General features: G+C 73.6%; 18 protein-coding genes. 6 read left to right on the forward strand and 12 right to left on the reverse strand.

The features are described from left to right. Nucleotides 1-2: 2 nt before the first annotated feature. On the reverse strand, nucleotides 3-851 hold the full coding sequence (gene purU, locus PP1_RS10680; RefSeq protein WP_010240823.1) for a formyltetrahydrofolate deformylase: 849 nt from the start codon (nucleotides 849-851) through the stop codon (nucleotides 3-5). Between the two features lie 147 nt (nucleotides 852-998). Here purU and PP1_RS10685 point away from each other — a divergent pair, with 147 nt between their 5' ends. Beyond that, complete coding sequence (locus PP1_RS10685; protein WP_010240825.1) at nucleotides 999-1,664, forward strand: GntR family transcriptional regulator; 666 nt, start codon at nucleotides 999-1,001, stop codon at nucleotides 1,662-1,664. 19 nt (nucleotides 1,665-1,683) lie between these two features. On the opposite strand, the gene PP1_RS10690 is transcribed toward PP1_RS10685, so the two are convergent. From PP1_RS10690 to PP1_RS10735, 10 genes are all read right to left on the reverse strand, one after another. Beyond that, nucleotides 1,684-2,556: a bifunctional 5,10-methylenetetrahydrofolate dehydrogenase/5,10-methenyltetrahydrofolate cyclohydrolase gene (locus PP1_RS10690; protein WP_010240828.1), complete on the reverse strand. Its 873-nt coding sequence runs from the start codon at nucleotides 2,554-2,556 to the stop codon at nucleotides 1,684-1,686. Beyond that, entirely contained in the window at nucleotides 2,553-3,173 is a 621-nt protein-coding gene (locus tag PP1_RS10695; protein WP_010240830.1) for a cyclodeaminase/cyclohydrolase family protein, read from the reverse strand. Before PP1_RS10695 ends, PP1_RS10690 begins: the two co-directional genes overlap by 4 nt. Before the next feature lie 162 nt (nucleotides 3,174-3,335). Then, nucleotides 3,336-5,819, reverse strand: a complete 2,484-nt coding sequence (locus PP1_RS10700) for a GcvT family protein (RefSeq protein ID WP_010240833.1) — start codon at nucleotides 5,817-5,819, stop codon at nucleotides 3,336-3,338. 62 nt (nucleotides 5,820-5,881) lie between these two features. Continuing rightward, nucleotides 5,882-6,496, reverse strand: a complete 615-nt coding sequence (locus PP1_RS10705) for a sarcosine oxidase subunit gamma (protein ID WP_010240836.1) — start codon at nucleotides 6,494-6,496, stop codon at nucleotides 5,882-5,884. Next, entirely contained in the window at nucleotides 6,486-9,287 is a 2,802-nt protein-coding gene (locus PP1_RS10710; protein ID WP_075314008.1) for a 2Fe-2S iron-sulfur cluster-binding protein, read from the reverse strand. Before PP1_RS10710 ends, PP1_RS10705 begins: the two co-directional genes overlap by 11 nt. Next, nucleotides 9,284-9,574 (reverse strand): sarcosine oxidase subunit delta, encoded by a 291-nt coding sequence (locus PP1_RS10715; protein ID WP_010240838.1) that lies wholly within the window; start codon nucleotides 9,572-9,574, stop codon nucleotides 9,284-9,286. The genes PP1_RS10710 and PP1_RS10715 overlap by 4 nt, the downstream gene beginning before the upstream one ends. A gap of 28 nt (nucleotides 9,575-9,602) precedes the next feature. After that, nucleotides 9,603-10,871, reverse strand: a complete 1,269-nt coding sequence (locus tag PP1_RS10720; protein ID WP_010240839.1) for a sarcosine oxidase subunit beta family protein — start codon at nucleotides 10,869-10,871, stop codon at nucleotides 9,603-9,605. Between the two features lie 4 nt (nucleotides 10,872-10,875). Further along, complete coding sequence (glyA, locus tag PP1_RS10725; protein ID WP_082538351.1) at nucleotides 10,876-12,180, reverse strand: serine hydroxymethyltransferase; 1,305 nt, start codon at nucleotides 12,178-12,180, stop codon at nucleotides 10,876-10,878. A 188-nt stretch (nucleotides 12,181-12,368) separates the two neighbouring features. Further along, a complete protein-coding gene (locus PP1_RS10730; RefSeq protein WP_010240841.1) occupies nucleotides 12,369-13,538 on the reverse strand; it encodes an NAD(P)/FAD-dependent oxidoreductase in 1,170 nt (389 codons plus the stop codon). After that, complete coding sequence (locus tag PP1_RS10735) at nucleotides 13,538-13,885, reverse strand: bifunctional 3-phenylpropionate/cinnamic acid dioxygenase ferredoxin subunit (RefSeq protein WP_010240842.1); 348 nt, start codon at nucleotides 13,883-13,885, stop codon at nucleotides 13,538-13,540. Before PP1_RS10735 ends, PP1_RS10730 begins: the two co-directional genes overlap by 1 nt. A gap of 465 nt (nucleotides 13,886-14,350) precedes the next feature. Here PP1_RS10735 and PP1_RS10740 point away from each other — a divergent pair, with 465 nt between their 5' ends. The 4 genes from PP1_RS10740 to PP1_RS10755 all read left to right on the forward strand — a co-directional run bounded on the left by PP1_RS10740 (nucleotide 14,351) and on the right by PP1_RS10755 (nucleotide 20,331). Further along, entirely contained in the window at nucleotides 14,351-15,796 is a 1,446-nt protein-coding gene (locus PP1_RS10740) for an MFS transporter (RefSeq protein ID WP_010240843.1), read from the forward strand. A gap of 93 nt (nucleotides 15,797-15,889) precedes the next feature. Beyond that, nucleotides 15,890-17,263, forward strand: a complete 1,374-nt coding sequence (locus PP1_RS10745; protein ID WP_010240844.1) for an L-serine ammonia-lyase — start codon at nucleotides 15,890-15,892, stop codon at nucleotides 17,261-17,263. Between the two features lies 1 nt (nucleotide 17,264). Continuing rightward, entirely contained in the window at nucleotides 17,265-17,954 is a 690-nt protein-coding gene (locus PP1_RS10750) for a GntR family transcriptional regulator (RefSeq protein WP_010240846.1), read from the forward strand. Between the two features lie 61 nt (nucleotides 17,955-18,015). Further along, entirely contained in the window at nucleotides 18,016-20,331 is a 2,316-nt protein-coding gene (locus tag PP1_RS10755; protein ID WP_010240848.1) for an FdhF/YdeP family oxidoreductase, read from the forward strand. 68 nt (nucleotides 20,332-20,399) lie between these two features. On the opposite strand, the gene PP1_RS10760 is transcribed toward PP1_RS10755, so the two are convergent. Next, complete coding sequence (locus tag PP1_RS10760; protein WP_145984109.1) at nucleotides 20,400-21,296, reverse strand: thioesterase family protein; 897 nt, start codon at nucleotides 21,294-21,296, stop codon at nucleotides 20,400-20,402. Nucleotides 21,297-21,441: 145 nt separating this feature from the next. Here PP1_RS10760 and PP1_RS10765 point away from each other — a divergent pair, with 145 nt between their 5' ends. Next, nucleotides 21,442-23,505 carry an ATP-dependent DNA helicase gene (locus tag PP1_RS10765; RefSeq protein ID WP_033200457.1) on the forward strand — a complete coding sequence of 688 codons (2,064 nt, stop codon included), beginning with the start codon at nucleotides 21,442-21,444 and terminating at the stop codon, nucleotides 23,503-23,505. Nucleotides 23,506-23,591 lie beyond the last annotated feature (86 nt).

The following is a 23,591-nucleotide window of genomic DNA, read 5'->3' on the forward strand; positions in this document are numbered from 1 at the left end:
GGTCAGCGGAAGACGACGGTGCTCGTCCCGGACAGCAGGACCCGGCGCTCGCAGTGCCAGCGCACCGCGCGGGACAGGGCCAGGGCCTCGGCGTCGCGGCCGACCATCTGCAGCGCCGTCGGGTGGTGACCGTGGTCGATCCGGATGACCTCCTGCTCGATGATCGGGCCCTCGTCGAGGTCGGGGGTCACGTAGTGCGCGGTGGCACCGACCAGCTTCACCCCGCGGTCGTAGGCCTGGTGGTAGGGCCGGGCGCCCTTGAAGCCGGGCAGGAACGAGTGGTGGATGTTGATGGCGCGGCCGTGCAGCGCCTTGCAGGTCTCGTCGGAGAGCACCTGCATGTAGCGGGCGAGTACGACGAGCTCGGCGTCGAACTCGTCGACCGTCCGCAGGAGTTGTGCCTCGGCCTCCGGCTTCGTCTCCGGCGTCACCGGGATGTGCACGAACGGCAGGCCGGCCGCCTCCGCCATCGGTCGCAGGTCGGGATGGTTCGACACGACGGCGACGATGTCGGCGCCCAGGTTGCCCGCCCGCCACCGGAAGATCAGGTCATTGAGGCAGTGGCCCAGCCGGGACACCATCACGAGGATCCGGGCCGGGGCGTCGCCGGAGAAGGCGTAGTCCATCCCGAACTCGGTCGCCACCGGCTCGAAGGCGCGGGCCACCGTGCCGAGGTCGACGCCCTCCGGGGCCACGACCTGGGTGCGGAGGAACAGCCGCTCGCGGATCGGGTCGTCGAACTGCTGATACTCCCCGATGTCGCAGCCGCGCTCGAACAGGAAGGCGCTCACCGCCCGCACGATGCCGGTGCGGTTGGCGCAGTTCAGGGTCAGGATGAACGAACGGGTCACGGTGTCTCCTCGGGCTTCCGCGTCCTCCGGGCGGGCCGTGGCGACAGGACCCGCCCGTGAGATGCTGCATTGATATATCAACTGTCGTCAAGAGTCGGCGGACTGACGGTGCACTGTCAGATCGGTGTGCGGGGTTACCATGCGGTAGTGACCGCTCTTCCCGATGTCAGTGAGCCGGAGTACGCCTCCCTGGCCGACAAGGCCTACACGGCGATCCGGGACCGACTGATCATGCTCGACATCCCGCCGATGACGGCGATCGACGACGTCGCGCTGGCCAAGGCGCTGGAGGTCGGCCGCACCCCCGTCCGGGAGGCGCTGAAGCGGCTCGAGATCGACCGTCTGGTGATCTCCTACCCGCGCCGCGGCACGTTCGCGACCGGCGTCGACATCACCGATCTCGCCTACATCTCCGAGATCCGGGTCCAGCTCGAGCCGCTCGCCGCCCGCCGGGCCGCCGAGTCGGCGGGCACCGCCGTGCTCGCCGACCTCGTGGAGCTGGCCGACACGATCGACGGTCTCGACGTGCGGACCCTCGACCGCGACTCCCTGATGCGCTGGGACCTCCATGTGCACCGCGCGATCTACGCGGCCGCGGCGAACCCGCACCTCGAGGACACGCTGATCCGTTACGACAACCTGGCGACCAGGATCTTCTGCCTGTTCCTGGACCGGATGTCGCACTTCGACCGGCACGTCGGCGAGCACACCGGCCTGCTCCGGGCGATCGGCGAGCGCAGGGCCGACGAGGCCGAGCAGCGGGCCCGCGACCACGTGATCGGGTTCGAGAAGGCGATCCGCGCGGTCGTCTGAGCCACCGCGCCCGACCGGGTCAGCCGTGCGCCCGGGCCGACCGCACGGTGTGGTCGAGGAGCAGCGCCGTCGTCACCGGGCCGACCCCGCCCGGCACGGGCGTGATCCCCCCGGCCCGGGTCGCGACGTCGGCGGCGTCGACGTCGCCGGCGAGGCTGCCGTCCGGGGCGGTGTTGGTCCCGACGTCGACGACGATCGCGCCCTCCGCGACGTGCTCGGCGCGCACCAGGCCGATCAGACCGACGGCCACGACCAGGACGTCGGCGTGGCGGGTGTGCTCGGCGAGGTCCTTGGTGTGCCGGTGGCAGATCGACACCGTGGCGTCGCGCTGCAGCAGCAGCTGCGCGGTGGGCTTCCCGACCACCAGCGACCGCCCGACGACGACCGCGCTGCGGCCGGCGAGCGCGATGCCGTGATGGTCGAGGAGCGCCAGGACGGCGGCCGCCGTCGCCGGCGGGTGGGCGGGCAGGCCCGCCGCGAGCCGGCCCACGGACAGCGGGTTGGCCCCGTCGACGTCCTTTTCGGGCACGATCTCCGCGGCGAGCTCGGAGACCCGCACCCCGTCGGGAAGCGGCGTCTGCAGGACGATCCCGTGCACCGTGTCGTCGGCGCTCAGCCCGGCCAGGGTGCGCCGGATCGTCCCGGCGTCGGCGTCCGGGGCGAGCGCGACGACGTCGCACACGATCCCTGCCCGGCGGGCCGCGCCGGACAGCGAACGGACGTACCAGCCTGCGCCCTCGTCGTCGGTGGCGACCACGACGGCGAGCCGGACCGGCACGCCCCGTCCGGCCGACTCGGCCGCACCGGCCGCGACCCGCGCGCGGATCTCCCGCGCGAGCCCGGTCCCGTCGAGGACGGCCGCGGCGGGCGCGGACGTGGACGTGGTGGTCATCGGCGGATCTGCTCCCGTACGTCGGCGGTGACCTTGTCGGCGCGGCGGAGGACGTCGTCGACCCCGTCGAGAGCCTCGGCGAGCTCCATCCGCGCGAGCGGGTCGGTGATGCCCGCGAGGTTGATCTCGACGTTGAGCCGGGCGGTGCTCGCCGCCGCGCGGGCGGCGTCGGCCGCGGCCCCGACGTCGGTGATCACGTTCGGGTTGCCGACGGGCCGCAGCCGTTCGGCGAGGTCGACCACCTGCCCGGCCTCCCGGACGACCCGGGCCGGGACGCGTCCCGCCTCGACCAGCGCCCACCCGATGGCCGACGACCGGGCCGCCTTCTCCTCCTCGGTGCCCCGGGGCAGGGCGTAGGCGGCGGTGACGGCGGCGAAGGCGCGGGCGTCGTCCTCGGCGAGCCCGATCCCGACGACGCGGAGCTCGTCGGCGCGGTTGCGCACGGACGAGATCGTGTCGGCGTCGCGGGCGTAGCGGTCGCCGTCGCTGTAGCGGGCGACCATGCCGAGCAGCGCGGCGGCCTGGGCGAGGTGCAGGCCGGCCGTCGCGCCACCGCCGGGGGCGGGGACGCGGGCGGCGAGGTCCCACAGGAACCTGTCGAGGGTGTCGGAGCGCATGGAGGTCCTTCTGTGCGGCTGTGCGGCTGTGCGGCTGTGCGGCTGTGCGGCTGTGCGGCTGTGCGGCTGTGCGGCTGTGCGGCTGTGCGGCTGTGCGGCTGTGCGGCTGTGCGGCGGGCAGGCGGTGCGGCGGGCAGGGTTCGGCGGGCAGGGTCCGGCGGGTCAGCGCCGGATGCGGGTCATCTCCGGGTCGACCAGCGGCTCGGCCGCGACCGACGCCGGGATCCGGCGGTCGAAGTACTGGATCTCGACGCCGGCCCCGACCGGCAGCCCGGCCGGCAGCCAGGCGTACGCCACCGGGGCGCCGAGCGTGTAGGCGTACGCGGCCGAGGTGACGTAACCGGCGGGCTCGCCGTCGACCAGCACGACCTCGTGGCCGAGGACGACGCTGCGGCCGTCGTCGACGGTCAGGCAGGTCAGCCGCCGGGTGACCGCCTCCGGGTCGAGCGCCTCCACCGCGGCGCGCCCGACGAAGTCGCCCTTGGTCTGCGGCCGTACCGCGAAACCCAGACCGGCCTCGTACGGGTCGTGCTCGGTGGTCATGTCCGCACCCCAGGAGCGGTAGCCCTTCTCCAGCCGGAGGCTGTTGAACGCGGCCCGCCCTGCTGCGACGACGCCGAGCGGGCGCCCCGCCGCGTACAGCACGTCCCACAGCTTCTGCCCGTACTCGGCGCCGGTGTAGATCTCCCAGCCGAGCTCGCCGACGTAGGACAGCCGCATCACGGTCACCGGGATCCCGGCGATGTGCGCGGCCCGTGCGCGGAAGAACTTCAGGCCCTCGTGCGAGAGGTCGTCGCCGGTCAGCGGCTGGACGAGGTCCCGCGCGAGCGGGCCCCACACCCCGATGCAGCAGGTCCCGCCGGTGATGTCCCGGACCCGGGCGCTCCCGTCGGCCGGGAGTGCCCGGCGCAGGTGGTCGAGATCGAGGTGGGAGTTCGCCCCGACCTGGAACAGCTGCTCGCCGAGCCGCGCGACGGTGAGATCGCTGCGGACACCACCCGCCTCGTCGAGCATGAGGGTGTAGGTCACCGAGCCGACCGACTTGTCCATCTTCCCGGTGACGAGCCCGTCGAGGAACGCGCAGGCGCCGGGCCCGGTGACCTCGAGCCGCTTGAGCGGGGTCATGTCGTACATCGCGACGGCGGTCCGGGTCTTCCACGCCTCGACCGCGACGACCGGCGAGTGGAACATCGCCGACCACGGGTCGCGCGACGGCGGACGCCAGTCGTGCGGCAGGTCCTTCACCAGGCCGGCGTTCGCCTCGTACCAGTGCGGGCGCTCCCAGGCGTGCGCCTGGAGGAAGAACGCGCCGAGCTCGCGCTGCCGGGCGTGGAACGGGCTGACCCGCACGTCGCGCGGGGACAGCTTGGGCTGCAGCGGGTGCAGGACGTCGTAGATCTCGGCGAAGTTCTGCTGGGAGGTCTCGTCGACGTAGGCGTCGGTGGTCTCGATCTCGTCGAACCGGTGCACGTCGCAGCCGTGCAGGTCGAGGTCGCTGCGGCCGTCGGTGAGCAGCTGGGCCACCGCCCTGGCGACACCGGACGAGTGCGTGACCCACACGGCCTCGGCGATCCAGAAGCCGGCGACCTCGGCCGACTCCCCGATCAGCGGGCCGCCGTCCGGGGTGAAGGAGAAGACGCCGTTGAACCCGGTCTCGACCTTCGCGGACCGCAGCGCGGGCAGGAGCGCGCGGCTCTGCTCCCACTGGGCTGCGAAGTCCTCCTCGGTGAAGGGCAGCATCGAGGGCTGGGCCGACTCGCTGACGTCGTCGCCGATCTCGGGCAGCTCGGCGATCGAGACGGGCATCGGACGGTGCGCGTAGGAGCCGATCCCGATGCAGTCGTTGTGCTCGCGGTAGTAGAGGTCGGCGTCCTGGTGGCGCAGGATCGGCATCCGGGCCTCGATCCGCTCGTCGTTGCGGCCGACGAGGTCCTCCACCTGCCCGGTGCGCGCGTACTGGTGGGCCAGCGGCAGCAGCGGCACCCGCATCCCGACGAGCTTCCCCAGCTCGCGGCCCCAGAACCCGGCGCAGGACACGACGACGTCGGCTGGGATCGTGTCCCCGGCGTCGGTCTCGACCCCGGTCACCCGGCCGCCGGCCTGCGCGATGCCGGTGACCCGGGTGGAGCCGCGGAACACCGCGCCGCGGGCCTGCGCCCGCCGGGTCAGGGCGACGACCGCGCGGGACGCCTTGGCGAGGCCGTCGGTCGGGGTGTGCAGCCCGCCGAGCACCCGGTCGCGGTCGAGGAGCGGGTGCAGCCGGGCGCACTCGTCCGGCCCGACGACGGTGGCCGGCACGCCCCGGGACACCGCCCAGCCCTGCTTGCGGTGCAGGTCGGCGAGGCGCTCCGGGGTGGTCGCGACCTCCAGGCCCCCGACCTGGTTGAAGCACCACCCGCCGTCGCCGTCGCCGGTGTCGAGGCCCGTCAGCTTCTCGACGGTGTAGGTCGCGAAGGCGGTCATGGTCTTCGAGCCGGTGGTCTGGAAGACCAGCCCGGGGGCGTGCGAGGTGGATCCGCCGGTCAGGGGCAGCGGCCCCTGGTCGACGACGGTGACGTCGGTCCAGCCGCGTGCGGTGAGCTCGTCCGCCAGGTTGGTCCCGACGATCCCGGCTCCGATGACGACGACACGGGAGGTCGTGTTCATGGTGGTCTCCTGTTCTTCACCGGGCCGCGCGGGCGGCGGGCGGCCCGGTGAGAGGTGGCGGGTCACCGCGCTGGGGCGGCCCGGAACTCGGTCGCCGCGTCGAGCAGCCGGTCGGCGAGGTGGCCGGCGAACGACGGGCGGACGTGCAGCAGGTAGTCGTCGGCGTGGCCGAGGGCCACCAGGATCACGCCGGTCTGCGCGACGACGGTCTGCGCGCAGCGGCCGGCCGGGAACTCGGACGGGTGCAGGTCGAGCGCGCACCCGAGGGCGAGCAGCTCGCGGGCGAGGCGGCCGCGGAGCCGCAGCACGACCCGCTGCCCGGACACGTCGACGGCCGACCCGCCGTGCTCGGCGACGACCGAGCGCAGCGACTCCTCCCCCGCGTGCGGGCGGGCGTGCCGGCTGGTGACGAGCCACTCGTCCGGGCCGAGCCAGACGATCTCGCCGTCGGACGTCGAGACCCAGGTGTTCGGCCGGGTCGGGATCTCCGCGCCGAGCAGCGCGGACGCCACGGCGCGGGTGCGGGACTCCGGGTCCAGCCGAAGGTTCGTGGCCAGCCCGACGTCCTCGACCTCGATCGTCAGGTCGCCGCCGGTCTCCCGGGCCAGCGCGGTGAACTCCGGCTCCCACGCCTCCAGGGGGCGGGCGGGTTCCAGCGGGCGGGTCTCAGCCGTCACGGCGGGCTCCTTCCGGGTCGACGAGGACGCTTCCGGTGATCTCCACCGGGACGAGCGCGCCGCGGTACGGGACGTGCACGACGTCGCCGATCCGGTCCCGGCCGCCCGCGACCAGTGCGAGCGCGAACGGCCGGGCCAGCTCGGCGCTGTGGTAGCTGGAGGTGACGTGGCCGAGCATCGGTACCGGGGGCGGCGGCAGGGCGCCGTCGGCGGCGAACTCGACGATCTGCGACCCCTCGGGCAGCCGGGTGGCGGAGTCGGTCGGGAGGAGGCCGACGAGCTGCTTGCGCAGCGGATCGAGGTTCTCGGCGCGGGTGAAGGACCGCTTCCCGACGAAGTCCTCCTTCTTCTTCGACACCGCCCAGCTCATGCCGAGGTCGTGCGGGGAGACCGTGCCGTCGGTGTCCTGGCCGATGATCGGGTAGCCCTTCTCGGCGCGGAGGACGTGCATCGTCTCGGTCCCGTACGGGGTGATCCCCCAGAGCGCCCCGACGGTGACGAGCCGCTCCCACAGCGCGAGGCCGTAGCGGGAGTCGACGTTCACCTCGTAGGCCAGCTCGCCGGAGAAGGAGATCCGGGCGAGCCGGACCGGGACCCCGTCGAGCGTGGTGTCCTGCCAGCTCATGAACCCGAAGGCGTCGTTCGAGACGTCGAGGTCGCGGAAGACCTCGGCGATCAGCTCCCGCGAGCGCGGGCCGACGACCGGGAACACCGACCAGTGCTCGGTGACCGACGCGAGGTGCACCCGCAGGTCCGGCCACTCGGTCTGGACCCAGTCCTCGAGGCTGTCGAGGACGGCGGCGGCGTTGCCGGTGGTAGTGGTGAGCAGGAACCGCTCCGGACCGATCCGCAGGACGGTGCCGTCGTCGACGACCATGCCGTCGTTGCCGCACATGACGCCGTAGCGCACCCGGCCGACCTTCAGGGTGCTCATCATGTTCGTGTAGACGCGGTCGAGCAGCTCGCCGGCGTCCGGGCCCTGCACGTCGATCTTGCCGAGGGTGGAGCCGTCGAGGATCCCGACGTCGCGCCGCACGGCCGCGCACTCGCGCAGCACCGCGGTGTCCATGTCCTCACCGGGGTGCGGGTAGTAGCGCGGGCGCTTCCACTGCCCGACGTCCTCGAACACCGCGCCGTGCGCGACGTGCCAGGGGTGCACGGCGGTCGTGCGGACCGGGTCGAACAGCACACCGCGCTCGCGTCCGGCCAGCGCGGCGAACGCGACCGGGGTGAACGGCGGGCGGAACGTCGTGGTCCCGAGGTCGCCGTCCGGGCGGCCGAGCAGCTCGGCGGTGATCCCCGAGGCGATCATCCCGGAGGTCCGGCCCTGGTCGTGTGCGGTGCCGATGGTGGTGTAGCGCTTCACGTGCTCGACCGACCGCATGCCGGCGCCGACGGCACGCTCGATGTCGGCGACGGTCGCGTCGCGCTGGAGGTCGACGAACTGGCGGGCCGGGTCGCCCGGAGTCCGCCACAGCACCGCGGTGGGCGTGCGGGGCGGCTCCGGCGGCACGCTCGGGGCGTCGCCCCCGGCACCCTCGAACAGGCATCCGGCCAGGTCGAGCGTGCCGTTCGCGGCGCCGACGACCTCGGTGCCGGCGAGCGCCGGGCCCGGCCGGAAGGCCCCGAGTGCCGGGTCGTACACGAGCTCACCGCGGACGTGGCTGAACAGGTGCGCGGACGGCGTCCAGCCACCGGAGACGAGCAGCAGGTCGCACGGGACCGTCCCGGCGCCGTCCGGGCCCGCCGTGTGCGCGGCGGTGACGGCACCGTCGGCGCCGCCGTCGGTGCCCACCACGACGGTGCCGGTGCGGACCTCGACACCGGCCTCGCGGCAGGTCGCGGCGCGCTCGGCGGGGGCGGTGCCGCGGGCGTCGAGCAGGGTGACCCGGGCCCCGGCACCGGCGAGGTCGGCGGCCGCGGCGTAGGCGGCGTCGTCGGTGGTGAAGACCGCGATCTCCTGCCCGGCGAGCACGCCGTAGCGGTGCAGGTACTCACGCGCCGCGGAGGCGAGCATGATCCCGGGGCGGTCGTTGTCGGCGAAGGCGACCGGGCGCTCGATCGCACCGGCCGCGACGACGACCCGCCCGGCCCGGATCCGGTGCACCCGTTGCCGGGACCGGTTCCGCGGTTCGTCGGTCCCCCGGTGCTCGGTGCTCGTTCCTGTCGTGCGCCGCTCCAGCGCCAGCACGAACCCGTCGTCGTAGTGGCCGAACGCGGTGGTGCGTTGCAGGTGCAGGACCTCGGGGTGCCGGTCGAGCTCGGCGACGACGTCGGCGACGAAGCGCAGGGTCGCCCGGCCGTCGATGCGGTCGGTCGGCGCCACGCTGCCGCCGGCCTCCGGGCGGTCGTCGACCAGGACGACGCGGTCACCCCGCCGCGCGGCGGTGCGGGCGGCGAGCAGCCCGGCCGGGCCCGCCCCGATCACGAGGGTGTCGCAGTGCGCGTGGCGGTGGTCGTAGCGGGCGGTGTCGGCGACGGCGGCGAGCCGGCCCCGGCCGTTCACCCCGCAGGCGACCAGGCCGTCGTGGATCTCGACCACCGCGGCCTGCAGCATCGGCTCGGGGAAGGGCTCCTCGATCTGCACGAGGCCGGTCGGGTCGTCGGTCCAGGCGGCACCGATCCCGCGCGGCCTGCCGAGCGTGACGCTGCTGCCGACGGCGCGGACACCGTGCGCGAGCAGCGCCGACGCGAGCGTGTCCCCGGGGTGGCCGGTGTAGGTGGTGCCGTCGAAGGTGAAGGCGACGGTGCGGGTGCGGTCGACGCGGCCGTAGCCGTGGACGCGGCTCATGTGGTGGCCCCCGGGATCTGCGGCTGGGCCTCGCCGATCCGGTAGACCGCGAGGAACTGGTAGGTACGGGTGTCGCGGACGGCGTTGAACCAGCGCCGGCATCCGGCGCCGTGCACCCAGCGCTCCGGGAAGGGCCCCTTCGGGTTGTCCCGGAAGAACACGAAGTGGGCCCACTGCTCGTCGGTCAGCTCCTGGGGGTCCTCCGGGTAGGCGACGTGGGCCTGGCCGCCGTAGTGGAACTCGAGCTCCTCGCGGGGCCCGCACCACGGGCAGGTGATCAGTTGCACGGTGGGCTCCTGTGTGGACGGTGCGGGGTCAGTGGGCGACGCCGGCGGCGCCGTGCTCGTCGACGAGCGCGCCGGTGACGAACCGGTCGAGGGCGAACGGGGCGATGTGGGGGTGCAGCTCGCCGGTGGCGATCGTGTGCGCGAGGCACCAGCCCAGGCCGGGGGTGACCTTGAAGCCACCGGTCCCCCAGCCGGAGTTGACCAGCACGTTCGCGTAGGGGGTCCGGCCGACGATCGGCGAGGCGTCCGGGGTGACGTCGACGATCCCGGCCCAGCTGCGCAGCAGGTGCGCCCTGGCGAAGACCGGGAACAGCTCGACGGCGGCGGCCATCTGCCGTTCGATGACGTGGAAGGCCCCGCGCTGCCCGTAGCCGTTGTAGGAGTCCACGCCGGCGCCCATCACCAGCTCGCCCTTGTGCGCCTGGGAGACGTACACGTGCACCGCGTTGGACATGACGATCGTCGGGTGCACCGGCTCGAGCAGCTCGGAGACCAGGGCCTGCAGCGGGTGCGACTGCAGCGGCGTGCGCACCCCGAGCCGGTCGAGCAGCGTGGAGGTGTGCCCGGCCGCGCAGAGCGCGACCTGCCCGCAGGCGATGTCGCCGCGGGACGTGCGGATGCCGGTGACCCGGGCGGTGCCGTCACCGACGTCGCCCTCGGTGAGGAAGTCCAGGACCTCGCAGTCCTGGATGAGGTCCACCCCCGCCTCGTCGACCCGGCGGCCGAAGCCCCAGGCCACGTAGTCGTGCTTGGCGATCCCGGCCCGCGGCTGGTAGGTCGCGCCGAGCACCGGGTAGCGGATGTCGTCGGAGACGTTCAGGATCGGGCAGATCTTCGCGACGTCGTCCGGGCCGAGGTACTCGGCGTCGATCCCGTTGAGCCTGTTCGCCTCGACCCGGCGGACCGAGTCGCGGACGTCCTGCTCGGTGTGGGCGAGGTTGAGCACCCCGCGCTGGGAGAACAGGATCGGGTAGTCGAGGTCCTCCTCCAGCCCCTCCCACAGCTTCAGGGCGTGCTCGTAGACGAACGCCGACTCGTCCAGGAGATAGTTGGACCGGATCAGGGTGGTGTTGCGGGCCATGTTCCCGCCGGCCAGCCAGCCCTTCTCCAGGACCGCCACGTTGGTGATCCCGTGGTTGCGCACCAGGTAGTGGGCGGTGGCCAGGCCGTGCCCGCCGCCGCCGACGATCACGACGTCGTAGGAGCGCTTCGGCTCCGGGTTGCGCCAGAGGAAGTCGGAGTGCTCGGGCAGGTCCGCGCCGGGAGGGTCGCCGGCGGTCGCGGTCGTGGTGCTCACGGCGTCAGAGCTCCGGGTAGAGGGGGTGGCGGTCGGCGAGTGCGGTGACGCGGCCGGACAGGACGTCCAGCTCGGACCCGGTGACGCCCGGGCGCAGCGTGCGGGCGATGACGTCGGCGACCTCGGCGAACTCGCCGGCGCCGAAGCCACGGGCGGCGAGGGCGGGGGTGCCGATCCGGAGGCCTGAGCTGACCATCGGCGGCCGGGGGTCGAACGGGACGGCGTTGCGGTTGACGGTGATCCCGACCCGGTGCAGCCGGTCCTCGGCCTGCTTGCCGTCGAGTTCGGACTCGCGCAGGTCGACCAGGACGAGGTGCACGTCGGTACCCCCGGAGACGACGCCGACGCCGGACTCGTCGAGCAACCGGGACGCGATGAGCTGCGCGCCGTCGAGCGTGCGCTGCTGGCGCTCGGCGAACGCGGGCGTCCCGGCGAGCCGGAACGCCACGGCCTTGGCGGCGATCACGTGCTCCAGCGGGCCGCCCTGCTGCCCCGGGAAGACCGTCGAGTTCAGCTTCTTCGCGAGCTCCGCCCTGGCGAGGATCACGCCCCCGCGCGGGCCGCCGAGGGTCTTGTGGGTGGTGCTGGTGACGACGTCGGCGTACGGCACCGGCGACGGGTGCAGCCCGGCGGCGACGAGCCCGGCGAAGTGCGCCATGTCGACCATCAGGTACGCGCCGACGGCGTCGGCGATCCGCCGGAACGCGGCGAAGTCGAGGTGCCGCGGGTACGCCGACCACCCGGCGACGATCAGCTTCGGCCGTCGCTCGTGGGCCAGGCGCTCGACCTCGTCCATGTCGACCCGGTGGTCGTCGGGGCGGACGTGGTACGCCGCGACGTCGTAGAGCCGGCCCGAGAAGTTCAGCCGCATCCCGTGTGTGAGGTGCCCGCCGTGGGCGAGGTCCAGGCCGAGGATCGTGTCGCCCGGGTCGAGCAGCGCGGCCATCGCTGCGGCGTTGGCCTGCGCCCCGGAGTGCGGCTGGACGTTCGCGAACCCGGCCCCGAAGAGCTCCGTCAACCGGTCGATCGCCAGCTGCTCGATCACGTCGACGTGCTCGCAGCCGCCGTAGTAGCGCCGGCCCGGGTAGCCCTCGGCGTACTTGTTGGTCAGGACCGACCCCTGCGCCTCCATGACCGCCTGCGGCGCGAAGTTCTCGCTGGCGATCATCTCCAGGGTCCGCCGCTGGCGGCCGAGCTCGGCGGCGACGGCGGCGTGCACCTCGGGGTCGGTGTGCTGCAGCGACCCGTCCAGCGGGCCGGTGGACGCACCCGGCCCGGTCCCGATCCGGTCCACGGCGGACGTCGTCATGGCCACCTCCACATATCTGAACGAGAGGATTGATATATCAACACGCACGAGACTGGCACGCCTGGTTCTGCACGGTCAAGAGGCCGTCAGGGGCGACTCGGACGCATCGCCGGGCGGCCTGCTGCGGGCCCCGGGCATGCGTGTGGTGCAGGCCCGCCGGGGACCTGCACCACACGCGCGACCACCGGCTACAGGCGTCCGGCCAGCTCCCGGCGCCACCGGCCGAACGGGCGGGGCCGGTCGATCCCGACGACGCCGACGGGCTCGCCCGCGGCGTCCAGGAAGAGCGCCAGGAGACCCGCCGCGGGCTCCGCGGGGTCGCCCTCCTCCACCCGGACCGTCCCGTCCGCCGCGCGGTGCCCGGCGAACTGGATCCGGTGGCCGTACTGGTCGGACCAGAAGTAGGGCACGGCGTGGTGCGACGGCAGCGTGTGCGTGGTCCCGAGCAGCGCCGCGATGGCGACCGCGGGTTGCTGCAGGGCGTTGGTCCAGTGCTCCAGCCGCAGCCGGCTCCCGGTGTAGTCGCGGTGCGTCCGGGCACAGTCCCCGACCGCGACGACCCCGGGCAGCGCCGTCATCCCGCGGGAGTCGGTGACGACCCCGTCGTCGAGCTCCAGCCCGGAACCCGCCAGCCACTCCACGTTGGGCGCGGCACCGATGCCGGCCACCACCACGTCGGCCGGGAGCTCCCGGCCGTCGTCGAGCCGGACGACGGTCACCCGGGGCGACCCGCCGAGCCCGGCGACGCCGGTCCCCCGGTGCAGGCGCACCCCGTTGTGCTCGTGCAGGAGGCCGCAGGCGGCCCCCAGCTCCGGACCGAGCGCGCGGTGCAGCGGGACCGGGGCGGCCTCGACGACGTCGACGTCGAGCCCGAGCCCGGCCGCGGTCGACGCGACCTCGGCGCCGACGAACCCGGCTCCGATCACGACCAGCCGCCTGCCCGGCACGAGATCGGCCCGCAGGGCGCGGGCGTCGTCGAGGGTGCGCAGGCTGTGCACCCCCCGGGGGAGCTCGCCCGGGAGGGTGCGGGCCCGGGCCCCCGTGGCGAGGACGACGGCGTCGGAGGCCAGGCGCTCACCGTCGTCGAGGGTGACGACCCGGCCCGGACCGTCGAGCGCGATCGCCGTGCGGCCGAGCCGCCACTCGGCCGCCGGCTCGGCGTCGTCCGGCCCGGCGAGCGCGATGTCCTCCTCGGACGCGGTGCCCGCGAGGAACTCCTTCGACAGCGGGGGCCGGTCGTACGGGGCGTGCTTCTCGTCGCCCACGACCACGATCCGGCCGTCGAAGCCCTGCTCGCGCAACGCCCGGACGGTCGCGAGCCCGGCGAGCGAGGCCCCGACCACGGTCACGTCGCGCATCAGGGCGCGACCCCGGTCGCCAGCCCGGCCGTCTCGGCTCCGGCCGGGACGGACTCGTCGACGAAGACCCGGCCGTCGTCGACGACCACGGCATGGGTGCGGACGGGTGTCTTGGCGGGCGGGCCGCTCGGCCGGCCGGTGCGGAGGTCGAAGCAGGCCGCGTGCAGCGGGCACTCGACCGCGCAGCCCTCGAGCCAGCCGTCGGACAGCGAGGCGTCCTGGTGGGTGCAGGTGTCGTCGATGGCGAAGAGCTCGCCGTCGACATTGAACACCGCGATCGCCACCGTCCCCAGGACACGAACGGACTCTCCGACCGGGATGTCGGACAGCTCGCCCACGAAGATCATGGTTCCTCCCGTGTTGCCTATCGCGAAACTCGCCATCTCATGCGCAACCGTAGGATGGGGCCGGCACTGCCGGTCGTCAACGAGTGATTTCGCCGCACGACCGGGTCCGGAGCAGCCGAAACACCGGCGTCACACGTCCGGAGCAGACCGGTGACACACGGGTCCCCCGCGTCGGCCGACTGTCCGGGCGCCCGGACGGCCGCACGGGGACCGCCCGGCGCACCGGATCGACTCCGGCTGTCGCACAAGGGGTCGGCCACCAGGGGATCCACTCGGGACACGGCTCACCAGCTCGCCATCGGACGACGACGGGGACGGACGGGGGATCACACGGCGCCACGGACCGCACGACCCCGCCGACCGGATGAAAGATATATCACTGATGGACCACGTACGACATGTCGGCCACGATGGCCGGGTTGCGACACTGCGCCGCGACGTGCCTCCAGCGCCGGAAGGGACCCCATGACCAGCAGCCCGCGGAGACGCCCGCGGGGCGGGCCCGCTCCCGCGGTCGAGGAGGAGCGCACGGTCCGCCGCGCGGCCACCGCGGCGTCGATCGGGAACGTGGCCGAGTGGTACGACTTCGGGCTCTTCTCCTACCTCGCCGCGGTCGTGCTGAACCGGGTGCTCTTCCCGGAGGCCGGCGAGTGGTCGGGCGTGCTGACCCTGGGCACGTTCGCGGCGGCCTTCGTCGTGCGCCCGCTGGGCGGGTTCGTGTTCGGCCCGCTCGGTGACCGGATCGGACGGACCCGGGTCCTCTCCTTCACCGTGCTGCTGATGACGGTGGCCACCCTCGCGCTGGGCCTGGTGCCGAGCCACGACACGATCGGGATCGCGGCGCCGCTGCTGGTGCTGTTCATCCGGATGCTGCAGGGCTTCTCGGCCGGCGGCGAGTACACCGGCGCGCTCACCCTCGTCGCCGAGTACGCACCGGACCGGCGGCGCGGGTTCTTCGGCAGCTGGCTGGAGTTCGGCACGATCACCGGCTACACACTCGGGGCCGGTGTCTGCGGCACGGTGGTCGCCGTGCTGCCCGAGGAGGACCTCCTCGCCTGGGGCTGGCGGATCCCCTTCGTCCTCGCCCTGCCGCTGGGCGTCGCCGGCATCTACCTGCGGATGCGCCTGGAGGACACCCCGGCCTTCCGCCAGCTCATGGACCGCTCCCCCGCCCTCTCGACGATGCCCTACCGGCGCGCGATGCAGATCCTGCTCACCCGGTACCGGGCCCCGGCACTGGTGGCCGGCGGCCTCGTCGTCGCGTGGAACGTCACCAACTACGTGCTCACCAACTACATGCCGACCTACCTGACGAGCACCCTGCCCCGCTACGGCGAGGACGGCGCGACCGGCGCCGCCGCCGGGGCCATGCAGGTGGCGGTGATGCTGTTCGTGCTCGGCATCGTCGTCCCGGTCGGCAGGCTGAGCGACCGGATCGGCCGCAGGCCGATCCTCATGACGGGCGGCCTCGCCCTGGTCGTGCTGGGCCTGCCCGCGGTGTGGCTGATGCGCGACGGCCTGCTCGGCCAGACGATCGGCCTGCTGATGGTGGGCACGATCCTGGCGTGCTTCGCCGCCGTCGCCCCCTCGACGCTGCCCGCGCAGTTCCCCACGATGGTCCGATACGGCGGCCTCGGTGTCGTCTTCAACCTGTTCGTCTCGATCTTCGCCGGTACCGCGCCCACGATCATCGAGACCGCCGTGACCACCACCGGTGATCTCGACTGGCCCGGCTACTACCTGGTCGGCGCGGGCGTGGTGGGCGTGGTCAGCGTGCTGTTCCTGCAGGAGTCCGCGGGCAGGCCGCTGGCGGGCGCGGCTCCGCTGACCTCCAGTGCGGACCTGCCACCGCCACCGCTCTCGGCGGACGGGATCCCGATGGAGCAGCCCCGCAGGCACCGCCCGCACTGACGCCGCCCCGGTGCTGGGCACACTCTTGGCAGGTTTGATATATCAATCTAGTATCTTCTGTACGTCCAGCGTCCGGCGGCGACGGGAGCCCTCGTGACCATCTCCGTGTTCGACATGTTCAAGGTCGGCATCGGGCCGTCGAGCTCGCACACCGTCGGGCCCATGCGGGCCGCCCAGCTGTTCGTCGGCCGGCTGGCCGCGTCCGATCTCCTGGCGCGGACCGCGTCGGTCCGGGTGGAGCTGTTCGGCTCCCTGGGCGCGACCGGGCACGGGCACGGCAGCGTCCCGGCGGTCGTCCTCGGGCTGGCCGGACACGAGCCGCACCTGGTCGACCCGGTCCGGGCCGGCCCGCTGGTCGACGCCGTCCGCGCGGACGGCCGGCTCCGGCTCGGCGGCTCCCACGAGATCGCCTTCGCGGTCGACGACGACGTCGTGCTGCACCGGAACCGGAGTCTCGACCTCCACCCGAACGGCATGCTGCTGCACGCCCGCGCCGCCGACGGCACGGTGCTCGAGCGCCGCGAGTACTACTCGGTGGGTGGCGGGTTCGTCCTCGACCCCGGCACGGCGGACGGCCCGGCCCTCGTCGAGGACGACACCCCGGTCGCGTACCCCTTCACCACCGGTGACGAGCTGCTCGGCCTGACCCGCACGCACGGCCTGCCGATCTCGCAGGTCATGCTCGCCAACGAGCTGTCCTGGCGGACCGAGGCGCAGGTCCGCGCGGAGCTGCTGCACATCTGGTCGGTGATGCAGGAGTGCGTCGAACGGGGCACGACGACGGGGGGCGTCCTCCCCGGCGGGCTGCGCGTGCGGCGCCGGGCCGCCGCGCTGCGCGCGCACCTGGAGGCGGCGACCGGCGAGCCGGACGCGTTGCACGCCATGGAGTGGGTGACCCTCTACGCGCTGGCCGTCAACGAGGAGAACGCCGCGGGCGGCCGCGTGGTCACCGCCCCGACCAACGGCGCCGCCGGCATCGTGCCCGCGGTGCTGCACTACGCGGCGAGGTTCGTCCCCGGTGTCGACGACGACGCCGTCGTCCGCTTCCTGCTCACCGCGGGCGCGGTGGGGGCGCTGTTCAAGGAGAACGCCTCGATCTCCGGGGCGGAGGTCGGCTGCCAGGGCGAGGTCGGCTCGGCCTGCGCGATGGCGGCGGCCGGGCTGGCCGAGATCATCGGCGCGACCCCGGAGAAGGTCGAGAACGCCGCCGAGATCGGCATCGAGCACAACCTGGGGCTGACCTGCGACCCCGTCGGCGGGCTGGTGCAGATCCCGTGCATCGAGCGCAACGCGGTGGCGTCGGTCAAGGCGATCACCGCGGCCCGGATGGCGCTGCACGGCGACGGCACGCACCACGTCTCACTGGACAAGGCGATCACGACCATGCGCGAGACCGGGGCGGACATGAAGGACAAGTACAAGGAGACCGCCCGCGGCGGGCTCGCGCTCACCATCGTGGAGTGCTGAGGTGACCGCGCTCCCCCACTCCGCGGCCCACCCCGACCTCCTCCTGGAGTTCGACACCCCGGTCTCGATGGCCGACCGCGCCTACGTCGCCCTCCGCGACCAGCTGATCATGCTCGTCATCCCGCCACTGGCCCCGATCGACGACGAGGGCGTCTCGGCCGTGCTCGGCCTCGGGCGCACCCCCGTGCGGGAGGCGATCAAGAGATTGCAGAGCGAGCGGCTCCTGGTCTCCTACCCGCGTCGCGGGACGTTCGCGACGGCCGTCGACATCTCGGACCTGCGCGACGTCTCCGACGTCCGCACCGCACTGGAGCCGCTGGCCGCGCGCCGGGCGGCGGAGTCCGCTCCGCCCGCCCGGCGCGCGGAGCTCCGCGCGCTGGCGGAGCGGATCCGGGCGCTCGACCCCGGACGGACGGGTCGCACCGAGCTGATGCGGTGGGACGTCGCGGTGCACCGGTCGATGTACCGGGCCGCGGGCAACCCCTACCTCGAGGACACGCTGACCCACCACCACAACCTCGCGACCCGGATCCACTGCCTGTTCCTGGAACGTCTCGACCACGTCGACCGGCACGTCGGCGAGCACGGGGACATGCTGACCGCGATCGCCGACGGCGACGCCGCACGGGCCGAGGCGATCTGCCGCGAGCACGTGACCGGGTTCGAGCGGGCCGTCCGCGCGGTGCTGTGACGGCCGTCGCTCGGGCACCGCACAGCGACCCGCCATGATCCGGAAATGGGACACTTCCGACGTGACTGCCACGCCTTCCCCGCACGGACCCGGCGACCTCCGTATCGACGAGGAGGAGACCGACCTCCGCATCGGCGCCCCCGCCGACCACGCAGCAGGGCTGAAAGCCGTGCGGGTGTCGATGTCCCGGGCGCTGCGCCAGATGGGCCCGGTCCGGACGGCGAAGAACCTGCTCACCCTCAACCAGGTCGACGGGTTCGACTGCATGTCGTGCGCCTGGCCCGACCCCCAGGGACACCGGCACACCGCCGAGTTCTGCGAGAACGGGGCGAAGGCCGTCTCCTGGGAGGGCCAGCGCGACACCGTCGGGCCGGAGTTCTTCGCCGAGCACCCGATCTCCGAGCTCGACGAGCGCACCGACTACTGGCTGGAGAGCCAGGGCAGGCTCACCCACCCGATGGTGCGCCGGGACGGCGCCGACCACTACGAGCCGATCTCCTGGGACGACGCGTTCGCCCTGGTCGGCAGGCACCTGCGGGAGTTGCCCTCACCCGACGCGGCGGCGTTCTACACCTCCGGGCGGGCGTCCAACGAGGCCGCGTTCGTCTACCAGCTGTTCGCGCGCGCCTACGGCACGAACAACCTGCCCGACTGCTCGAACATGTGCCACGAGTCCACCTCGGTCGGGCTCGGCCGGACCATCGGCGTCGGCAAGGGCACGGTCTCGCTGCAGGACATCCACGAGGCGGACCTGATCATCGTCTCCGGGCAGAACCCGGGCACCAACCACCCGCGGATGCTGTCCGCCCTGGAGATCGCGAAGCGCGACGGCGCGACGATCCTGGCGATCAACCCGCTGCGCGAGGCCGGGCTGCTGCGCTTCGACAACCCGCAGCGCCCCACCGGGCTCGCCGGCCGGGGCACCGAGCTGGCCGACCTGTTCCTGCAGATCCGCTCGAACGGGGACCTCGCGTTCTGGCAGGCGATCGGGCACCTGCTGCTCGCCGCCGAGGAGCGCGACCCCGGCAGCGTGATCGACCGGGAGTTCGTCGAGGGGCACACCGTCGGCTACGAGGCGTGGGCCGGGCACGTCCGCGACCTCGACTGGGACGCGGTCCTCGCCGCGACCGGGCTGACCCGCGCCGAGATCGAGGAGGCGGCCCGGCTCATCGCCTCGTCGAAGCGGACGGTGAACTGCTGGGCGATGGGGATCACCCAGCACCGCAACGGCGTCGCGACCGTCCAGGAGATCGTCAACGTGACGCTGGCCCGCGGCATGATCGGCAAGCCGGGCGCCGGCCTGTGCCCGGTGCGCGGCCACTCCAACGTGCAGGGCGACCGCACGATGGGCATCTGGGAGAAGGCGCCCGACGCGTTCCTCGACGCGCTCGGCACCGAGTTCGGCTTCGACCCGCCCCGCGAGCACGGTCACGACGCCGCGGCCACCGTCCGTGCGATGCGGGACGGCGACGTCCGCGTCTTCGTCGGGCTCGGCGGCAACTTCGCCGCGGCCATGTCGGACACCGGGGTCACCGAGGCCGCGCTGCGGTCCGCCGACCTCACCGTGCAGATCTCGACCAAGCTCAACCGCAGCCACCTGGCCGCCGGTCGCGACGCGCTCGTCCTCCCCGCCCTCGGCCGCACCGAGGCCGACCGCACCGGCGGGCTCGTGCAGCGGGTGACGGTGGAGGACTCGATGTCGGCGGTGCACGCCTCCCGCGGGAGGGCCACGCCGGCCGGGCCGCTGCTGCGCTCCGAGGTCGACATCCTCTGCGGTGTCGCACACGCCACGCTCGGCGACCGCCACGGCATCCCGTGGCGGGACTTCGCGTCCGACTACTCCCGTATCCGGGAGCGCATCGGTCGCGTCGTGCCCGGCTGCGAGGGCTACGAGGAGCGGATCAGCCGCCGCGGCGGCTTCACGATGCCGCACCCGCCGCGCGACTCCCGCACCTTCCCCACCGCGCAGGGCCGGGCGGTGTTCACCGTCAACCCGCTGGAGGTCGCGACGGTGCCCGAGGGACGGCTCGTGCTGCAGACGATCCGCAGCCACGACCAGTTCAACACCACGGTCTACGGCCTCGACGACCGCTACCGCGGCATCTACTCGGGCCGGCGCGTGCTGTTCGTGAACCCCGACGACCTGCGCGAGCTGGACCTGGCCGACGGCGACCACGTCGACATCGTGTCCGAGTGGGAGGACGGGATCGAGCGGTGTGCCCCGCGGTTCCGGCTCGTCTCCTACGACACCCCGAAGGGCTGTGTCGCCGGGTACTACCCGGAGACGAACCCGCTGGTGCCGCTGGACTCGCAGGCCCTCGAGTCGGGCACGCCCACCTCGAAGTGGGTCGTCGTGCGGCTGGTCCCGGCGGCCTGACGGAGCGGCCGCGTCGTGGAGCCGGTCCGGCTCCACGACGCGGGGTGGGTCGGTCCCTGCGGGGTGGGTCAGTCCCTGAAGCGGAACGGGGCCAGCGCCTCGGCCAGCCGCACCGGGTCGCCGTCCTCGCCGGGGGCGTGGTGGAAGCCCTCCGCCTCGGCGAGGCCGATCAGGCGGCGCTCGTCGAACAGCGCGCAGACGTAGCGGACGGTGTCCTCACCGATCTCGGAGACCGCGACCCGCAGCTGGTAGATGCCCGGGTAGTGCACCTCGTCGAGGTACTGCACCGACAGCGACGACGGCGAGAGGCCGTCCAGCGGTCCGCCCGCCGGGTAGCCGAGGACGTCGGAGTGCAGCTCCGCCAGGCCGTCGAGGTACCAGGAGGCCAGCGCGACGTTGTTGACGTGCCGGTTGGTGTCGAGATCGGTGAACCGGGTGCGGACGTCCCAGCGGAACGGGTAGTTCTCGCGGACCGCGCGGTCGTCCCCGCGCTCGGGGCGGGCCGGGGCCGGGGCGTCGATCCGCAGCGCGGCCAGCGCGTCGCGGACCTCGTCGGTCAGCGGGGCCGGCTTCTCACCGTCGGTGTGCACCGAGGTCGACTCGCCGGTGGCGACGCACTCGTCACCGGCGAACACGGCGTAGCGGTAGGAGAACGACGTCGTGCCGATGTGGGAGACGCCGACGCCGATCCGGTAGGAGCCCGTGACGCGCAGCGGGGCGAGCACGTCGACCCGGATCGCGGCCAGGAGCAGGCGGACCCGGGACTGCAGGCGGGCGACGAGGTCGGCGCCGAAGGTGTCGCGCTCGACGGCGACCCGGGCGTCCTCGAACCAGCGCACCAGCGCGTCGCGGCCGATCCGCCGGCTCGGGTCGAGGTCGGCGTAGCGCGCCTCGTGCTCGATCAGCACCGGGAACTCGCCCGGAAGCGGAACCGTCGGGTTCTCAGTCGTGGTTGCAGCTGTCACGCCCTCCATCGTGACGCTGTGTCTGCGCTCACCGGCCACCGGCTGCTCGGTATCACACGTGGTGAGCATCGCTGTGACACAGCGTGCGCGTGTCGGGTTCCCCCGTCCGACCGTGACCGTCGGGGGTGCTCGGTAACCTCCTCGTGTGCCCGCTCCCTTGCAGACCCGCGACCTGCCCGGCGTGCACGAGCTGTTGGAGACCGCCGTGTCCTCGGTGGGGGGTTCCCGCCGCGAGGGCCAGGACCGGATGGCCGACGCCGTGCGCCGGTCGCTGTCGTCCGGCGAGCACCTCGCCGTCCAGGCCGGGACCGGCACCGGCAAGTCGCTGGCCTACCTGGTGCCCGCGATCCGGCACGCGATCGCCCGCGACACCACGGTCGTCGTGTCCACGGCGACGATCGCGCTGCAGCGCCAGCTCGTCGACCGCGACCTGCCGCGAGTGGCGACGAGCCTGAAGAAGGTGCTCGGGCGGGAGCCGACGTTCGCGATCCTCAAGGGCCGCCGCAACTACCTGTGCCTCAACAAGCTCCACGGCGACATGGACGACGACCCCCTCGAGGACCAGCTCTTCGACGCGTTCGCGGTCTCCGCGCTGGGCCGCAACGTGAAGCGGCTGCACGACTGGGCCTCCGACACCGAGACCGGCGACCGCGACGAGCTCGTCCCCGGCGTCCCCGACACGGCGTGGCGGCAGGTCTCCGTCACCGCGCGGGAGTGCCTGGGCGCGAGCCGCTGCCCGGTCGGCGAGGACTGCTTCGCGGAGAAGGCGCGGGCCGAGGCGGGCCGGGCGGACATCGTCGTCACCAACCACGCGCTGCTCGCGATCGACGCCATGGGCGAGGCGCAGGTGCTGCCCGAGCACGACGTCGTGATCGTCGACGAGGCGCACGAGCTCGTCGACCGGGTCACCGGCGCCGCCACCGCCGAGCTCACCGCGGGCACCGTCGCGACCGCGGCGCGGCGCTGCGGCAAGCTCGTCGACCAGGAACTGGCCGACCGGCTCAGCGAGGCCGGCGAAGGGCTCGGCGCGGTCCTGGAGGATCTGCCGCCGGCCCGCTGGGAGTCGCTGCCGACCCCGGCGTCGGGAGCCCTGAACGCGATCCTCACCGCCGCCGCGGGCTGCCGGCAGGCGATGGGAGGCCAGCGCCGCGCCGACGACGCCGATCCCGACGGCGCCGCCGCCCGCAAGCTCGCCCTCGCCGTGCTCGACGAGGTGTCCGAGACCTGCGTCCGGCTGGTCGACACGTTCTCCGAGACGGATCCCGCGAAGCGGCGCGACGTCGTGTGGCTCGGCGAGCAGGGCCCCGACGGCAGCCGGTACAAGGTGGTCCGCGTCGCCCCGCTGTCGGTGGGCGGGCTCCTGCGGGAGCGCCTGTTCAACTCCCGGACGACGGTGCTGACCTCGGCCACCCTCGCCCTCGGCGGGTCGTTCGACGCGCTGGCCCGGCAGTGGGGCCTGCCCGCCTCGCAGCCGAAGGAGGCCGGCGACACGCCGCCCGGTGAGCCGGTGGGACACGGCCCGGTGCAGGATCCGGAGGCCCCGCGCTGGCAGGGCCTCGACGTCGGGTCCCCGTTCGCGCACGGGAAGTCGGGGATCCTCTACCTCGCGAAGCGCCTGCCCGCCCCGGGCCGCGACGGCCTGTCCCCGCAGACGCTCGACGAGATCGAGGGCCTCGTCCGGGCCGCCGGCGGCCGCACGCTGGGCCTGTTCTCCTCCACCCGGGCCGCGAAGCAGGCCACCGAGGCGTTGCGCGGCAAGCTCGACACCCCGCTGCTCTGCCAGGGCGACGACTCGACGATGCTGCTGGTCAAGCGGTTCGCCGAGGACGAGGAGACCTCGCTGTTCGGCACCCTGTCGCTGTGGCAGGGCGTCGACGTGCCCGGCCCGTCGCTCTCCTGCGTGATCATCGACCGGATCCCGTTCCCGCGCCCGGACGACCCGCTGGTCGCGGCCCGGCAGAAGGCCACCGACTCCCGGGGCGGCAACGGGTTCCTCTCGGTCTCGGCCACGCACGCCGCGCTGCTGCTGGCCCAGGGTGCGGGCCGGCTGCTGCGCTCCACCGACGACCGCGGCGTCGTCGCCATCCTGGACCCGCGGATCGCGACCGCCCGCTACGGCGGGTTCCTCCGGGCCAGCCTGCCGCCGTTCTGGGAGACCACCGACGTCGAGAAGGTGCACGGCGCCCTGAAGCGCCTGCGCGGCGCCTGACGCCGGCACCGGATCACCGCCGAGGTCCGCCCGGTCCGCCCGGTCCGGCCGGTCCGCCGGGTCCGCCTTCCCCGGGGCGGTACGGC

It is taken from the genome of Pseudonocardia sp. P1 (genome assembly GCF_000178675.2).
In the GTDB taxonomy this organism is placed as follows: Bacteria; Actinomycetota; Actinomycetes; order Mycobacteriales; family Pseudonocardiaceae; genus Pseudonocardia.

Excerpts from the sequence above, each read along its gene's own strand:
- PP1_RS10710 (WP_075314008.1), bottom strand. The coding sequence starts at position 9,287 with ATGAGCCGCGTCCACGGCTACGGCCGCGTCGACCGCACCCGCACCGTC.
- PP1_RS10695 (WP_010240830.1), bottom strand. The coding sequence starts at position 3,173 with ATGCGCTCCGACACCCTCGACAGGTTCCTGTGGGACCTCGCCGCCCGC.
- PP1_RS10730 (WP_010240841.1), bottom strand. The coding sequence starts at position 13,538 with ATGCGCGACGTGACCGTGGTCGGGGCCTCGCTCGCCGGGCTCGCGACC.
- PP1_RS10740 (WP_010240843.1), top strand. The coding sequence starts at position 14,351 with ATGACCAGCAGCCCGCGGAGACGCCCGCGGGGCGGGCCCGCTCCCGCG.
- PP1_RS10735 (WP_010240842.1), bottom strand. The coding sequence starts at position 13,885 with ATGATCTTCGTGGGCGAGCTGTCCGACATCCCGGTCGGAGAGTCCGTT.
- glyA (WP_082538351.1), bottom strand. The coding sequence starts at position 12,180 with ATGACGACGTCCGCCGTGGACCGGATCGGGACCGGGCCGGGTGCGTCC.
- PP1_RS10700 (WP_010240833.1), bottom strand. The coding sequence starts at position 5,819 with ATGAACACGACCTCCCGTGTCGTCGTCATCGGAGCCGGGATCGTCGGG.
- PP1_RS10690 (WP_010240828.1), bottom strand. The coding sequence starts at position 2,556 with ATGACCACCACGTCCACGTCCGCGCCCGCCGCGGCCGTCCTCGACGGG.